Raw genomic sequence first — 15,198 nt, 5'->3', positions numbered from 1 at the left:
ATGTGCTGGTCTCTGCCCCCAGCTTCACCAGCACATGACGGCCGTTTCCCCCGATCCCCAGGTGGAATAGAGGCGTACCCGGACGAAGTAGTTGCGGCCCTTGACGAGCCGGACCCTGACCTGGGCGTTGTGCGGAGTGCCGCCGTCGTCCCCGGCGGCGAGATAGCGCGGCTCGCCGTCGATCTCCTCGAAGACCGCCACGACCGTGTCGCTCTCCCCGAAGGTGCCCACGGTGTAGTCGCGGGTCTCCGGCGGCGCGATCGCGAAGTCGGCCTGCTCGCCCGCGCCGAGGCACAGGGGAGCGGACCGGAACGGCACGAGTTCGGCCGGCCGGTGCGTGCCCGTCGGCGGATACCAGCGGAGCACGACCTCCTTGTCCGCCGGGGAGAGGGTCCCCGGCGGCCGTACCCCGGACCGGAACTGCTCCGGTTCGAGGATCAGCCCCGCCGCGAACGGAAACTCCATGATCGACAGCGGGTCCCAGACGGAGCCGTTGACCTCGTCCGGGTCGAGCTTGCGCAGCACATTGGCGTACGTCCTGTCGCGGCCCCAGAAGTTCGGCGGCCCCGCCAGATCGTCGTACACCGCCTCGTCGTCCCAGTGGAGGCCTGCGAACGGGCTCTGGTGCTCGTGCAGCAGGCCCAGGGCGTGCCCGATCTCGTGCAGGGCCGTCGCGCGCTCCCCGGGCGCGGTCAGGTCCCAGCCGAAGTTCATCGTGCGCCGCCCCAGGCCCACCGAGAGTGCGTCCCGTCCGACCGTGGAGTACGAACCGTCACCGGTCTGGAAACCGATGCGCAGTTCTGCCTCCGAACGGTCGCGCACCTCCACGAAGGAGAGCCCGATCCCCAGGCCGAGCCACTCCCCGAAGCAGTCGCGGACGACGTCGCGCTGTGCCTCGGCGCCGACCCACGACTCCCACCGGGTCTCCCCGGTCCCCGGCAGGGGGATGACCGAGCCGTCGCCGTCCCGGTCGAAGAAGTAGTAGTGGAGCACGGTGCCGTTCACCCATTTCAGCCGCCCCGCCAGGAGCGCGCTGAGCCGCTCGGCCGGCAACCCCGGTGGGAACGTGGGGGCCGGCTGCTGCGGGAGTGAGCAGAACCGTGCGTTCATGGGGAACAGGTTGCGGCCCACGGGCGTGCGGGCGCCTGAGTCGGGGGCTACTCAAGTCGGCCTGTATCAAAGCTGAGTAGCCCTGCTCTAGTTCACGTGATGACTTCGCTACGGGACGCCGAGGCCCTGGAACCGAGCTGGCCGTTCACCGGACGGGACGACGAACTGGAGCTGGTCCGCCGGTCATTGGCGGGCGAACGGCACGGCGTCGTGGTGACGGGCCCGGCCGGGCACGGCAAGACCCGACTCGTCACGGAGGCCGTCCGGGGCACCGACTGCGCGAAGGTGATCGGCACGCCCGAGACCCGGGGCATCGCCTTCGCCGCGTTCGCCCACCTCCTCCCGGAGCAGGTCTCGCTGCACCGCGCGGTCCAACTCCTCACCGGCGTACGGTCCCTGCTGGTCGACGACGCCCATCTGCTCGACGACTCCTCGGCCGCCCTCGTCCACCAGCTCGCGGTGCACGGACGTACCCGGCTGCTCGTGGTGGCGACGGACGGGGCGTCCGCTCCCGGTGCGGTGTCCCGGCTGTGGACCGGCGAGGTGCTGCCGCGGCTCGCCCTCGCGCCGCTGCCCCTCGCGGACACGGCCCCGCTGATCGCGGCCGGTGCCGGTGGCCCGGTCGAGACGCTCACCGCCCGCCGACTGCACCACCTCTGCCAGGGTGACCTGCGACTGCTGCGCGACCTGATCGGCGCGGTGCGCGCACACGGCGAACTCACCCTGGAATCGGACGAGTTGCTCTGGCGCGGCCCCGTACCCGTGACGGCGGCGATCCGCGAACGAACCGCACAGGCCCTGGACCCGGCCCGCGCCCACGCCGACAAGCGGGACACCCTGGAACGCCTGGCGTTCAGCGAACCCCTTCCACTCGATCTCGCCGACCTCGACCTGGACGCGCTTGAGTCCCTCGAAGCGGACGGCCTGATCCGTGTCGACGCCCTGTCCGAGGTGCGCCTCGCCCACCCCCTGCACGGCCCCGTCCTGCGCGCGGGCGCCGGGCAGCTGCGGGCCCGGCGGCTGTCCCGCCCTCCGGCCGACTGCGCGTCGGCCCTGGACTCGGAGCGCGCGGAACTGGCCGAGCGGATCGAACGCGCCGACGTCCAGGAACCGGCGGGCCCCATCGGCGACTGGCTGACGGCCGAGAGCACGGCCCCGCACCCGGCCGTACCGGCCGACTACGCGACCGTACGGGCCCGCTTCGCCCGACTGCGCGGCGAACTGCGCGAGGCCCTGTCCTGGGCCAGGGAAGGCCTCCGTGGCACCCCGGACGACCTGTCCTGCCGTACGGAACTGGCGCTGGCGGCGGCCCAGTTGAGCGAGGTCGCCACCGCGGCCGAGGCCCTCGCCGGCCACGCGTCCCCCGACCGGGCGACCACCTGGCCAAGGCCGGCACACGGCGACGTCACCGACGAGGCATCGGGCGAGGGAGAGGCGTACGTCCTCTACGAAGCCGTACGCCTCGGAGCCCCACACCTGGTCGCGGACCGGCTCGCCCAACTCCCCGGCGAGAAGGCCGAACCCCTGGCCCGGCACGCCGACGCACTCGTCCGCCAGGACGGCCCGGCACTGGACCGCGCCGCCGAACTCCTCGAACGACGAGGCCTGTTGCTCTTCGCCGCCGAGGCCCACGCCCAGGCCGTCCCGGCCCACCGAGACCCCCGCGCCGCCCGCAGATCCCGCTCCCGGGCGATGACCCTGGCCCGCCGCTGCCAGGGCGCCCGTACCCCGGCCCTCTCCGGCCTGGTGCTGGGTGAACTCACCGCCCGCCAACGCCAGATCGTCACCCTGGCAGCCGCAGGCCTGACCAACCGCCAGATCGCGGACCGCCTGACCCTGTCGATCCGCACGGTCGGCAACCACCTCTACAGCGCCTACACCCGCCTCGGCGAAAACGACAGGGCCGCACTGCCGTGGCTCCTGGCGGAGGGGCAGGCGGCGACACGGTCGGCGTGATGGCAGGGGGAGGGGGGGCGGCGACGTCAGGTGTTCGAGCGCCCACCGGATGACGGCTCGCCCTACGTTGCCCAGCGGCATGGTCGGTGTGGCCGCCAGGGAGGGCCTGGCCACCCCCGAGGGCCGAGGGCGCCTGCTCGTCACCGGATGTCGCCTGGTCGGCGGGGCCGAGCGGGTGGGGGCCCGAGTTCCGGGTTGAGGGGTGGCTGGAGGCAGGGTCGGTCATGCAGTGGGTGCGGCCGCCGGGGCCGGCTCGGCCGCCATCAACGTCGAGAGGCAGCCCTGGCGCCGGACGTCGCGTGTTGGGCAGGTCCGGGCGGGCGGTGCCTGAGTCCACGGAGGCGTGGGCGGGCCGGTGTCGGAGGGACTTCGTCCCGTCGTCGACGGGCGCGTTGCCGAACGCCGTCGGAGGCAGGGCCGGCGGTGCGATCAGTGTGATCGCGGGGGCCTTGGCTCACGAGGGCCGAGGGGCTCGCCCTTGGCGTCGGACGTCGAGTCCCCGGCAGGGACCTGCGTTCGTCGTTGACCGGTGTCTTGCCGTGGGCGCCCGAGGCATCGGCGGCCATGCGGTCCGGGACCGGGGGCAGGGCGTGACATCGCCGGCCACCGTGCTCATGCCCACCGTGCGGGCACTGGAGCCTCCCGGCGGCTTCAGGCGGAGCCGAACGCCGAGAATGCCCATCCTGTTGCCTGGTGGGTCGCGTCGCCCGGTAGGGCCGCTCGGGCGTCTCGGAGGGCCTCGGCCAGGGAGAGGCCCACGGTGAGGCCCTTGTGGAGGGCCAGCATCAGGGGGACCACCGCCGCGTCGTTGACCGGGGCGCTGCTCGCCACCACGCCCGCCGTGCCCAGCGGCAGCAACGCCGTGACCAGGCCCAGGAGTTCGTCGGCGCCGACGTTGGCCAGGCGGCCGGTGTCGCAGCTGGAGAGGATGATCCGGTACGGGCTGCGACCCAGGCGTTCGAAGTCGTGCACGATCAGCGGACCGTCGGCCATCCGCAGCGACGAGAAGAGCGGACTGTCCGCCCGGAACGTGCCGTGGGCCGCGATATGGGCGAGCGCGGCCCCGTCGAGCGCGTCCAGCACCGCGGGTACCCGCGCCCCCTCGTGTTCGAGGACCGTCGGCCTGCCGTACCGGTCGACCAGGTCGGGCACCTCCGCCCCGCCGCTCGCCAGACCCGGTCCCCGGACCAGGACGTGCCGCCCGCCCGGCGGGGGCCCGGTCTCCTGGGCGCGCAGCCAGCTGCTCGCCGACGGGGACACGCTGAGCACCCGCTCCCGGAGGGAGGGAAGGAGGGCCCAGGGGACCCGGTGCAGCCGCCCGGGCGGGACCACGACCACGGGGCCGGACCCCAGATGTGGTACCGCCGCGCCCAGCAGCAGTTCCTCGAGCCGGCGCCCCGAAGCCTCCAGGACCGCAAGCCTGCCCTCCGCCCCGGGATGCGCGAGCCGCCGCAGCCCGGCCTGTACATGCTCCGCCTCGATCACCGCGTCCGCGAGCAGCCCCGCCTCGAAACGGCGCACCCGCCCCTCGCCGCACAGCAGCACCTGCACCCGGCCGTCGACGACCGCGATCTCGATCAACCGCCCACCACCGCCCAGGCGTTCCAGCAGCCGGGCGGGGTCGAAGCGCCGTTCGGCCCCCGGGGACTCGCCACGGATGTGGAGGGTACGGGAGCGCACCTCCCGTTCCAGGCGCCGTTGTTCCCGCTCCAGCGCGGGCACCGGACGGCCGTCGATCCGGGCCTCCTCCGCCCGCGCGGCGATCTCCCGGAACGCGGTCAGGCTCTGGACGAGCGCCGGATCGTCCGGCGGCCGGGCGGGCGGCGCCGTGAGGACCGTCGCCCGCCACCGCTCGCTCCACACCAGCAACCGCCGCGACCCACCCGAGACCAGGGTCGCCCGCTGAGCCAGGGCCGCCAGTTCGGCACCCTGCGCGGTCGCCCGGGCCCGCAGCTCCGACGCGCCGAGCGTCATCCGGTGGTCGTCCAGGACGGCCAGCCCCCGCCGGCAGGCCTCCAGCACGCCCCGCCCCGATCCGGCCGCCTCCGCGCGCAGCGCCTGCGCCGCCCACCCCGTCATCCGCGCCAGCGGCGGCCCGACGCGCCGGCTGCGGGCGGCGACCCGCAGATGCTTCTCCGCGTCCTCCCGCCAGCCCAGCTCGAGCGCGATCCGCCCCGCCAGCAGCGACGCCTCGGGGGCGGCCGGCGAACCGAAGGCGGCGAGCCGGTCGGCCACCGCCGCCGCGTCCGCGACGAGCCGCCCCGACTTCCGCCCGGTCGCCACCCGCGCCTCGAGCAGCACCAGCCGGGCGTGCGCCTCCCACCAGCTGCGCCGCTGCCCGGCGAACAGGCGTACGGCGACGGCCGCGCGGGCGATCGCGGTCTGCGGATCGTCCGCGAGCCGCGCGGCCTTCGCCGCGGTCAGCAGCAACTCCGCCTTGCGGGTGCTCTGTCCGCCGATGCCGTCGAGCACACCGAGCGCCGCGTCGGCCTCCGCGACCGCCTCGCGGGCCAGCCCGGCGGCCATCAGCACTTCGCAGCGCCGGATGTAGAACATGAAGATCGGCGTGCCCAGCCGGTCGTACCGCTCCGCCGCCTCGTCGAACAGGCGCAGCGCCGCCGGGATGTCGCCCGCCCGGTACGCGGCCAGCGCGCGGCTCTCCACGACGTCGGCCTTGTCGTGCTCCTGGCCGGTGGTGTCCCACATCTGCTCGGCGGCGGTGAAGTCGGCGTCGGCGCGCTCGGGGCGCCCGAGCGCCAGATGCACGGTGGCCCGCAGGGTCAGCGCCCGAGCCGTCCAGATGGTGTCGTCCGCCTGCCGCAGCACGGGAATGGCCCGACGTACGTCGTCGAGGGCCTCGCGGTGATGCCCGAGCACCCACCAGGCGTAGGCCCGCCGGTACAGCACGCGCGCGCGTGTATGGCCCGTACCCCGGTCCACGCCCTGTTCGAAGGCGGCCAGGCCCTGCCGGGTGCGGCCCGCGTGGACCAGCGCCACGCCCAGTGTGCCGAGGACGTCCGCCTCGCGCTCCGCGGACCCGGCGTCCGCCGCGAGATCGCGGGCGCGCCGCAGATGACGCAGGGCGACGCGCATGTCGCCGAAGTCCCGCTGCCACATCCCGATCACCTGATGGGCGACGGAGGCGTGCAACGGCGTCGGATCGTCGCCCAGGACGTTCTCCGCGCGCGCGAGGGCGTCCTTCGGGCGGGCGAACACCATCGGAAGCAGTTCGAGAACCGTGTCACTTCCCGCTGTCACCCAACGGATGGTAGTGCTCCGCGACCCCCGTCACACAGGTTTGGCCATGGATAACTCGCTGTCCATCGCTGATCGATCCCTGTATCAACAAACGTGAAGCGGCACCTGTATCACGCGGCGTCCCGGCGGCTCTTCATAGAGGCAACAGGGGATCGGTTCGAGGGGGAGGACATTCATGGCACCTCAGCGTTTCCAGGAGCAGTTCGACCAGATCCAGCGCTCCATGCCCGGCGTCGAACTGGCGATGGGTCCGGACGACGCGGCCGAGTTCATCTACGAGAAGGGCGTCGTCCTGGCCCGCGACGGCGAGGAGGCGCGGATCGTCGAGGACACCGTACGCGCGCACTTCACCACGTTCGCCGGCCTGACCGCCGACGACGTGCGCCGGGCGAGCCCGGAGACCAACCGGTCGGGCATCACCCGCATCCGGGTCGGCGACCCCGGCGAGGGCGGCCGGCGCGGCGACCGCGCGGTGGCGGGCGCCCTGCGCGCGCTCAGGCAGACCGAGGGCAACGCGGGGCGGCGCCTGGTCAGCCGCAACCACGTCGTGCACATCGCCCCCGTCAACGCCTGCCCCGGCGACGAGCCGGTCCCCGTCCCGTTCAGCGCGGGACCCAACCCGGCGGTGTCGGAGGGCGGTTACGACGCGGACAGCGCGGTGGCGGTCCTGGTCGTCGACACCGGCCTCATGCACGACTTCGCGTCCTACCCGGCGATGGCCCACGTCCAGGGCGACACCCAGATCGACGAGTGCGACGCGGCCGGCGTGCTCCAGCAGTACGCGGGGCACGGCACGTTCATCTCGGGACTCGTCGCGGCCGTCGCCCCCAACACGAACATCGTCTCCCGCAACACGCTCAACGACGCCGGCGCGATCCTGGAGTCCGAGTTCGGCGACAAGCTCTTCGAGGCCGTCGAACGCGACGGCTGGCCGGCCATCATCAGTCTCTCCGCCGGCACCTCCAACGGCAGTACGGAGGGCCTGCTCGGCCTCGCCGCCTTCATGGAGGCCCTGCGCGAGCAGCCGGGCACCCTGCTGGTCGCCGCCGCGGGCAACAACGCCAGCGCCACCCCCTTCTGGCCCGCCGCCTACGCCGACCAGCCCGAGTACGCCCAGTCCGTGATCTCCGTGGGCGCCCTGCGCAGCGACGGCGAGTTCGGCGCCTGCTTCACCAACCACGGCGCGTGGGTGAAAGTCTACGCCCCCGGCGAGCGTCTCACCGGCGCCCTCACCGGCTTCGACGCCCCGGTGCCGTACATCTACCAGCACAGCACGTACGCCACCTGCCGCCACCACTTCACCTACGCCTGCACCTGCCAGACCCCCCAGCACCTCGGTGTGCTCTCGGGGGACAACGAGACCACCTCCGGCACCCCGGACCAGGTGATGTTCGACGGGTTCGCCCAGTGGAGCGGCACCTCCTTCGCCACGCCGGTGGTCGCGGCGCTGATCGCCGCCCACATGACCGCCCACAAGGAGACCGACCCGCGCGCCGCCAGGCAGCAACTCCTCGCGGCGAACACCGAGTTCGCGGAGGTCCGGGGCGCGGTCGTACCGGCGCTGATCCCACCCACCTGGACCCCGGTTCCGGTCGTGAACATCCCGCCCGCCCCATGAGGCCGACAGGCCTTCATGAACAGGCCTTCGCAAAAGGACATATCGAGTGAGGACCATGCGCAGGACGAGTGGAGCACCCCCTTCCACGGCGTACGATGACTGGCCGTACACGAGGGGTGGGGACGTGGAGCGAGCTGCGGTCGGCGCGTTGGTCCAGTCCGCCGTCGACGGTGACGCCGCGGGCTGGAAGGCGCTGGTGGAGGGGCTGAGCCCGCTGGTGTGGTCGGTGGCGCGCGCCCACCGGCTGTCCGACGCGGACGCGCATGAGGTCTACTCGACCGTCTGGTTCCGTTTCGCCCAGCACCTGGGCCGGATCCGTGAACCGGAGAAGGCCGGCTCGTGGCTCGCCAGCACCGCACGGCACGAGTGCCTCAAGGTCATCAAGAGCGCGCACCGGATGACACCGACGGACGACGCCCAACTGCTCGACCGGATCAGCGACGACCGTACGCCCGAGCAGTGGGTGATCGAGTCCGAGGAGGCCTCCACCGAGGCCGAGCGCATCCGGAGGTTATGGCAGGAGTTCGAGGAACTGGGCGCCCGATGCAGGCAGTTGCTGCGCGTCCTGATGTCCGCGCCGCCACCGAGCTACCAGGAGATCTCCGCCGCACTCGGCATCGCCGTCGGCAGTATCGGCCCCCTCCGCCAGCGCTGCCTGCGCCGGCTGCGGGTACGGCTCGCCGCCCGGGGGGTGCTGTGAACAACGCACACGATCACGACGGATCACCCCACGACTCCGACGACCTGGACGGCACGGCCGACATGAACAGCGCTGACGACACGGGTGCCTTCGACGACGCGGACGACGAACTCGACGGCGAGACCGACGACCTGGCCGGGTTGGAGGGCGACGACTCGCTGGACAACGACCTCCTGGAGGAGACGCTCCGCCAGGCCGCCGCGATCATGGATCCGGTACCGGCGCAGCTCCAGCAGACCGCCGTCGAGGCCTACGCCCTGTACTCGCTCGACATTCAGCTGGCCGAGCTGACCTTCGACTCGCTCGTCCACGGCATCCCGGTCAGAGGCGCCGTCGACGCACCCCGCATGCTGACCTTCCGCACGGACGAGCTGACGGTCGACATCGAGGTGACCGCGCACGGTCTGATGGGCCAGCTGCTGCCACCGCAGGGAGCCAGGATCGAGGTGCTGAACGGCCCGCAGCTCGCCTCCCCGCCCGCCCTCACCGCGGACGACATGGGCCGCTTCGCCGGAGACCTGCACGTCACCGGCCCGTTCGCGCTCCGGCTGCGGACGGACGCGGAGGTCGTCATGACGGAGTGGCTGCGCGCCTGACACGACCGACGGCCACCGGGGGCGGCTCCACCGCGGACCCGCCCCCGGACGCCGTCAACCCGCCGCCACCAGGGGATGATGGCAGGCGACCGCGCGTCCCGGCGCTGTCTCGATCAGCCGGGGCCGTTCCGCCGCGGCCCTGCCCCCGGGCGTCGTCAACTCGGCGCCACGAGCGGATGGTGGCAGGCGACCGCACGACCGGGCGCCACCTCGACCAGCCGGGGCCGCTCCACCGCGCACACCTCCCGCGCGTACGGACACCGTGTGTGGAAGGCGCAGCCGGCCGGTTTGGCCACCGGGTCGGGCACGTCCCCGCTGAGCACGATCCGCTCCCGGCGGGGCGCGTCAGCGGCGCCGGTCCCGTCGTCGATCTCCGGGACGGCCGACATCAGCGCCTCGGTGTACGGGTGCGCGGGAGCCCCGTACAGCGTCTCCGTGTCGGCGAGTTCCACGATCTCGCCGAGATACATGACGGCGATCCGGTCCGAGACATGACGGACCACGCCCAGGTCGTGCGCGATGAAGACGTACGTCAGCCCGAACTCGTCCTGGAGGTCGGCGAACAGGTTCAGCACCTGCGCCTGGATCGACACATCGAGCGCGGACACCGGTTCGTCGGCGACGACCAGCTTCGGGTTGGTCGCCAACGCCCGGGCGATACCGATGCGTTGCCGCTGGCCGCCCGAGAACTCGTGCGGGTACCGGTCCAGATGGGCCGCCGCGAGCCCCACCACGTCGAACAGCTCGGCCACCCTGCGCCGGACGGCGGCGGCATCCCCGTACCGGTGGATGAGCAGTGGCTCGGCGACGATCTCCCCGGCCCGGCGACGCGGGTTGAGGGAGGCCTGCGGATCCTGGAAGACCAACTGCATCCCTGGCCGTACGGGACGCAGGCGGCGCGCGGACAGAGTGGTGATGTCCTGCCCGTCGAACTCGACCCGCCCAGCGGTGATGTCGGTCAGCCGGACCAGACAGCGGCCCAGGGTGGACTTGCCGCAGCCGGACTCGCCGACGATGCCGAGGGTTTCACCCGCGCGCACCTCCAGCGAGACCCCGTCCACGGCCCGCAGCACCTTGCGGTGGCGGGTGAAGGAGTCGCCGCGCAGGGGGTAGTGCTTGGTGACGTCCGTGGCGCGCAGCAGCACCTCGGCGCCGCCGGTCGCGGTCTGTGCGTCCATGGTCACGGTGCCGCCCTTCTGTCCGGTGTCGAGTGCGCCGTACGGGCCGATGCCCGCTCCCCGGGCGGCAGCCAGCAGGCGTCCCGGTGCCCCGACTCGCCGCTGAGGACCGGGCGTTCGTCGCACCGGTCGTGCCGCGCCGGGCAACGCGGCGCGAACGCGCACCCCTCCGGCACGTCGTCCGGCGACACGGGCACGCCCGCGATGGTGGGCAGCCGGCGCAGCCGGGGCCCGCCGACCCGGGGCACCGAGTCGAGCAGCCCCCAGGTGTACGGATGCCGGGGACCGTGGAACACGGCCTCGCGCGGGCCCTCCTCGGCCGCGCGGCCGCCGTACATGACCAGCACCCGGTCGGCGATCTCGGACACCACACCCATGTCGTGCGTGATGAGCACCACCGCCGAACCGCGCCCGTTCAACTCCCGCATCAGGTCGAGGATCTGGGCCTGGATCGTCACATCGAGCGCGGTGGTCGGCTCGTCGGCGATCAGCAGCGCAGGACCGCAGGCGAGGGCCATCGCGATGACCGCCCGCTGCCGCATCCCGCCCGAGAACTCGTGCGGGTAGGCGTCGACGCGCGAACCCGCGTCCGGGATGCCCACGTCCGACAGCAGCCCGACCGCCCGGGCGAGCGCCTCCTTCCGGGACACCTTCTCGTGCGTCCGGATCTGCTCGGCGATCTGCCGGCCGACCGTGTAGACCGGGGTCAGCGCGGTCATCGGGTCCTGGAAGACCATGGCGATCTCCCGGCCGCGCACCGACCGCATCTCCTTGTCGGGGAGGGTGAGCAAGTCCCGCCCACGGAAGCGGACTTCGCCCGTGACGGTGACGTTCGGGCTGGTCAGCAGCCGCAGCACGGCCAGCATCGAGACGCTCTTGCCGGAACCCGACTCGCCGACCACGCCCAGGATCTCGCCGGGCGCGACCGAGAAGGAGAGCCCGTCCACGGCTGTGACCGCACCGGTGCGGGTGCGGAAGGAGATCCGCAGATCCCGTACGTCCAGCAGGGGTTCAGACATGGCGGGCCCTCGGATCGAGTCGCGCGTACAGGATGTCGACCAGGGCGTTGGCGAGGACCACGAAGAACGCCGCGTACAGGACCGTCCCCATGATCACGGGCAGATCCAGGTTCTGCAGCGCGTCGAAGGTGAGCTTGCCGACGCCCGGCAGGCCGAAGACGACCTCGGTGAGCAGGGCGGCCCCGCCCACGAGCGCGCCGAAGTCCAGGCCGAACAGCGACACGATCGGAATGAGCGAGCAGCGCAGCGCGTGCCGGACGAGGATCCGCCGCTCGGACAGCCCCTTGGCCCGCGCCGTACGCACGTAGTCCTCGTTCAGCGCGCTGACGATCTCGCCGCGCAGCAGCCGGGCGTAGATACCGGCGTACAGCAGGGCCAGGGTCAGCCAGGGGAACAGCAGGTGCAGCGCCCACTGGCCGGGGTCCTTGCCCAGTTCGACATAGCCGGGCGGCGGTACCCAGGAGAACACCGAGTCGTGCAGGCGCTTCTGGGTGAGCAGGTTGACGACCTCGCCGAGCCAGTAGGCGGGCAGCGAGACGCCGACGACTCCGACCAGCATGATCAGCGGGTCGGCGGCCGTGCCGCGCAGGGCGGCGGCCACCGTGCCCATGAGGATGCCGACCGTCATCCAGATGACCGCCGCCCCGATCACCAGCGACAGCGTCACGGGCATGGCCTGCGTGATCTGCGGGATGACCTTCGAGCCGCGGTTGACGAACGACTCCAGGTCCCGGTCGATCAGCAGATGCCGCATCATCAGGAGGTAGCGCACGGGCAACGGCCGGTCGAGGCCGAAGGAGTGCCGTACCTGCGCGAGGGTGGCCGGGTCGGCGTTGCGGCCCGCGATCCGGGCGGCGGGGTCGACTCCCGGGGTGGCGAAGAAGATCAGGAACACCAGCACACTGATCGCGAACATCACCAGCAGCGCGGAGAGGAAGCGCCGCAGCGCGAAGTACAGCATCGGATCACACCCCTCCCCGGAGCCGGGCGCTCGGGTCGAGGGCGTCGCGCACCCCGTCGCCGAGGACGTTGAGGGCCGCCGTCGTCAGCGCGATGAGCAGCCCGGGGGCGACGGTCACGGTCGGGCGGGTGTACAGCAGGCCGAGTCCGTCCTCGATGATCGTGCCCCAACTGGCGTCGGGAGCCTGGACGCCGACCGACAGGAAGGACAGCGCCGACTCCGTGAGCATCGCGAGCGCGGTCATCAGCGGCAGGAACACGATCGCCGTGGGCAGCACGTTCGGCAGGACCTCCCGGCGCATCACGCGCAGCGCGGGCGCGCCCGACCCGATGGACGCCTGGATGAACTCCTTGTTCCGCAGCACCAGCACCTGTCCGCGCATGGGCCGGGCCACGTACGGGACGTAGATCGCCGCGATGATCACCACCGGCAGCCACAGGCTCCCGGCCTCGACTGTGAGCGGTCCGAGGCTGAGCCCGTCGGTGAGCAGGACGACGGACAGACAGATGGCCAGCAGATAGACCGGGAAGGCCCAGATGACGTCCAGGACACGGGAGATGACCGCGTCGACGACCCCGCCCGCGTATCCCGCGATGACCCCGACGGCCGTACCGAGGACACAGCACAGCAGTGCCGCCGTGACCCCGATGAACAGGCTGGTCCGGCCGCCGTACAGCAGTCGGGCCATGACGTCCCGGCCCTGGTTGTCGGCGCCGAGGAAGTAGTGACCGAAGTCCCAGGTGGGGCCGATGGGCGTGACACCGAGGCCGAGGCCGGTGGTGCTGGGGGTGAGCACCGGCACGGTTCTTCCCTCCACGACCGTCGTTCCGGAGACATGGGACTGGAACGGGTCGGTGTGCGCGATGTGGTCGGCGTACAGCGGTGCGCACAGGGTCACGGTGACGACGGCGAGCAGGACGAGGGCCGCGGCCACCGCCGACCTGTTGCGCAGCAGGTCGGCGGCGGCGGTCCGCCAGGGGCCCGGCGAACGTCGCCGGGCCTCGGGGACGGCCAACTGGGTCGCGATGCCGCTCACTTGACCCACAACTGCCCGACGAGCATGTAGAACTGCTTGCTGAACCGGTAGTTGCCGACCCGCTTCGACGTGAAGTCGATGATCTTCGGGTTGATCACCGGGACCACCGGGGACTGGGCCATGATGTCCTGGTCGATCGTCGCCCACTGCTGGTCCGCTGCCTTCTGGTCGGTCTGGCCGGTCTTCAGCGCGGTCTGCATCCGGCCCTCGATGCCCTTGTCACAGAACCCGGAGATGTTGATGCTGGAGTCGCTGCCCGGGTGGAACGAGGCGCAGGACAGCAGCACGTTGAGGAAGTCGGAGGCGGCCGGATAGTCCTGGTACCAGGAGGTCAGGGCCAACTGCACCTTGTTCTTGGTGTTCTGGATGTACGTGAACTGGATGTTCGCCGACAGCGGCTTGAGGGTCGCCTTGTAGCCGAGCTGGGTCAGCAGACTCTGCAGGTACTGCCCGATCGATTTGTTGACCTCGTCGTCCTGCACGACGATGCCGACCTCCTGCCCTGCCGTCCCCGACTGCTTGACCAGCGCCTTCGCCTTGGCGAGGTCGGGCGCCGACCAGGTCTTCCCGCCGCCCTTCGTGTACTGGCACTTGTCGACGTGTCCCGGGAAGCCCGGCGGCAGGATCGTGCACGCGGGCGAGGCGAGGTTCTTGCCGCCGTACAGCCCGACCACCGCGTTCCGGTCGACCGCCCAGTTGATGGCCTGCCGCGCCAACTTGTTGTTGAACGGGGCCGAGTTGACGTTCAGCGTGACGTACCAGAACGCGGTCAGCGGATTGACGTGCGCCTGGGAGGCGTACGTCGTGCCGATCTCGCTCAGCCGGTCGGCGGGCGGCGGGTCGAACATCCAGTCCGCCTGACCGTTCTGCACGGCGGTCACCTCGGACTCGACGGTCTGCCCGAAGGTGTAGTCGACGTCGTCGGCGTAGGCCTGCGGCTGCGCCTCGCGGGACCACTCCTTGAAGTACGGGTTGCGCACCAGCTTCAGCGCCCGGTTCGGGTCGTAGGAGGCCGCCATGTACGGGCCGGTCGTCGGCAGGGGCTTGGTGCCCGCGTCCTTGGCCGGCGAGTCCTTCGGCAGGATGCTGGCGTGCGGAACGGCCAGTTTGTACGGGAACTCCGGGTCCGGCGCCGTCAGGTTCACGGTGACCGTGCCGGCCGCCGCGTCACCGACGACGCCCTTGGCGAGGGTGCAGGACGCCGGGGTCTTGAGACAGGCGTCCGCGCCGACGATCCCGTTGTAGAAGGTGCCGGCGGTCGGGCTGGACACCTTGAAGATCCGCTGGAAGGACGCCACGACGTCGTCGGTGGTCACCGGCTTCCCGGTGGAGAACTTGATGCCCTTGCGGAGCGTGAAGGTGTACGTCTTCCCGCCGTTGCTGACCACTGGCATGGCCGCCGCAAGATCGGGGACGACGGTGAACGACTCCTGGCCGCCGGTCTTCTTGAACGCGAGCAGGCCGTCGTACATCGACTGGTACAACTGCCAGTACTGGAGGGTGTAGTTGACCTGAGGATCGAAGGACCCGGCGGCCGCGTGGGCGACCAGCTTCAGCGTGCCGCCCTTGTGCGCGGGCTGGAACGCGGTCGACTGGGCGCCACCGGTGGTGGTGGAGGTCGGGTTCGACGTGCCGCCGCCACCGTCGTCGGACGACGAACAGGCGGTCGCGGTGAGGGCGAGGGCGGCGGTCACGGCGGCGAACGTGGTGCGACTGGTGATCCGGGACATCGGGTAACTCCCGTCGGTGCAGCGGGTGTTGATGTG

The 15,198-nt window shown here is 71.9% G+C and carries 11 protein-coding genes; 4 read left to right on the top strand and 7 right to left on the bottom strand.

The window, feature by feature from the left end; translation table 11 throughout:
* Nucleotides 1–24: 24 nt before the first annotated feature.
* Nucleotides 25–1,110, bottom strand: a complete 1,086-nt coding sequence (locus ABZ855_RS06260; RefSeq protein WP_360801738.1) for a M12 family metallopeptidase — start codon at nt 1,108–1,110, stop codon at nt 25–27.
* A 99-nt stretch (nt 1,111–1,209) separates the two neighbouring features.
* Between ABZ855_RS06260 and ABZ855_RS06255 the strand changes: the two genes are divergently transcribed.
* Nucleotides 1,210–3,066, top strand: a complete 1,857-nt coding sequence (locus ABZ855_RS06255; protein ID WP_360801735.1) for a LuxR family transcriptional regulator — start codon at nt 1,210–1,212, stop codon at nt 3,064–3,066.
* Nucleotides 3,067–3,717: 651 nt separating this feature from the next.
* Here ABZ855_RS06255 and ABZ855_RS06250 read toward each other — a convergent pair.
* Entirely contained in the window at nt 3,718–6,285 is a 2,568-nt protein-coding gene (locus ABZ855_RS06250) for a CHAT domain-containing tetratricopeptide repeat protein (RefSeq protein WP_360801887.1), read from the bottom strand.
* A 214-nt stretch (nt 6,286–6,499) separates the two neighbouring features.
* Here ABZ855_RS06250 and ABZ855_RS06245 point away from each other — a divergent pair, with 214 nt between their 5' ends.
* The 3 genes from ABZ855_RS06245 to ABZ855_RS06235 are packed head-to-tail and all read left to right on the top strand — an operon-like array spanning nt 6,500 to nt 9,238.
* Complete coding sequence (locus ABZ855_RS06245; RefSeq protein WP_360801732.1) at nt 6,500–7,942, top strand: S8/S53 family peptidase; 1,443 nt, start codon at nt 6,500–6,502, stop codon at nt 7,940–7,942.
* Nucleotides 7,943–7,997: 55 nt separating this feature from the next.
* Nucleotides 7,998–8,642, top strand: coding sequence for a sigma-70 family RNA polymerase sigma factor (locus ABZ855_RS06240; RefSeq protein ID WP_360801729.1), 645 nt, complete (start codon nt 7,998–8,000; stop codon nt 8,640–8,642).
* On the top strand, nt 8,639–9,238 hold the full coding sequence (locus tag ABZ855_RS06235; RefSeq protein ID WP_360801727.1) for a hypothetical protein: 600 nt from the start codon (nt 8,639–8,641) through the stop codon (nt 9,236–9,238). Before ABZ855_RS06240 ends, ABZ855_RS06235 begins: the two co-directional genes overlap by 4 nt.
* Nucleotides 9,239–9,393: 155 nt before the next feature.
* Here the strand turns inward: ABZ855_RS06235 and ABZ855_RS06230 are convergent, their stop codons facing one another.
* Genes ABZ855_RS06230 through ABZ855_RS06210 form a run of 5 tightly spaced genes read right to left on the bottom strand, consistent with a single transcriptional unit; the run spans nt 9,394 to nt 15,162 of the window.
* Complete coding sequence (locus ABZ855_RS06230; RefSeq protein ID WP_360801884.1) at nt 9,394–10,416, bottom strand: oligopeptide/dipeptide ABC transporter ATP-binding protein; 1,023 nt, start codon at nt 10,414–10,416, stop codon at nt 9,394–9,396.
* 2 nt (nt 10,417–10,418) lie between these two features.
* A complete protein-coding gene (locus tag ABZ855_RS06225; protein WP_360801725.1) occupies nt 10,419–11,435 on the bottom strand; it encodes an ABC transporter ATP-binding protein in 1,017 nt (338 codons plus the stop codon).
* Entirely contained in the window at nt 11,428–12,396 is a 969-nt protein-coding gene (locus tag ABZ855_RS06220) for an ABC transporter permease (RefSeq protein ID WP_360801722.1), read from the bottom strand. The genes ABZ855_RS06225 and ABZ855_RS06220 overlap by 8 nt, the downstream gene beginning before the upstream one ends.
* A gap of 4 nt (nt 12,397–12,400) precedes the next feature.
* Complete coding sequence (locus ABZ855_RS06215; RefSeq protein ID WP_360801719.1) at nt 12,401–13,432, bottom strand: ABC transporter permease; 1,032 nt, start codon at nt 13,430–13,432, stop codon at nt 12,401–12,403.
* Entirely contained in the window at nt 13,429–15,162 is a 1,734-nt protein-coding gene (locus tag ABZ855_RS06210) for an ABC transporter substrate-binding protein (RefSeq protein WP_360801716.1), read from the bottom strand. The genes ABZ855_RS06215 and ABZ855_RS06210 overlap by 4 nt, the downstream gene beginning before the upstream one ends.
* Nucleotides 15,163–15,198 lie beyond the last annotated feature (36 nt).

Origin of the sequence: Streptomyces sp. NPDC047042 (assembly GCF_040644035.1) — a bacterium.
In the GTDB taxonomy this organism is placed as follows: domain Bacteria; phylum Actinomycetota; class Actinomycetes; order Streptomycetales; family Streptomycetaceae; genus Streptomyces.
Note: the sequence above shows the minus strand (reverse complement) of the source record. Positions and strands in the feature narration are given on the sequence as shown.

What these genes read in the sequence shown, in the direction of transcription:
- ABZ855_RS06255 (WP_360801735.1), top strand. Translation starts at nt 1,210, where the DNA reads ATGACTTCGCTACGGGACGCCGAGGCCCTGGAACCGAGCTGGCCGTTC.
- ABZ855_RS06260 (WP_360801738.1), bottom strand. Translation starts at nt 1,110, where the DNA reads ATGAACGCACGGTTCTGCTCACTCCCGCAGCAGCCGGCCCCCACGTTC.
- ABZ855_RS06250 (WP_360801887.1), bottom strand. Translation starts at nt 6,285, where the DNA reads ATGGTGTTCGCCCGCCCGAAGGACGCCCTCGCGCGCGCGGAGAACGTC.
- ABZ855_RS06210 (WP_360801716.1), bottom strand. Translation starts at nt 15,162, where the DNA reads ATGTCCCGGATCACCAGTCGCACCACGTTCGCCGCCGTGACCGCCGCC.
- ABZ855_RS06240 (WP_360801729.1), top strand. Translation starts at nt 7,998, where the DNA reads ATGCGCAGGACGAGTGGAGCACCCCCTTCCACGGCGTACGATGACTGG.
- ABZ855_RS06225 (WP_360801725.1), bottom strand. Translation starts at nt 11,435, where the DNA reads ATGTCTGAACCCCTGCTGGACGTACGGGATCTGCGGATCTCCTTCCGC.
- ABZ855_RS06220 (WP_360801722.1), bottom strand. Translation starts at nt 12,396, where the DNA reads ATGCTGTACTTCGCGCTGCGGCGCTTCCTCTCCGCGCTGCTGGTGATG.
- ABZ855_RS06245 (WP_360801732.1), top strand. Translation starts at nt 6,500, where the DNA reads ATGGCACCTCAGCGTTTCCAGGAGCAGTTCGACCAGATCCAGCGCTCC.
- ABZ855_RS06230 (WP_360801884.1), bottom strand. Translation starts at nt 10,416, where the DNA reads ATGGACGCACAGACCGCGACCGGCGGCGCCGAGGTGCTGCTGCGCGCC.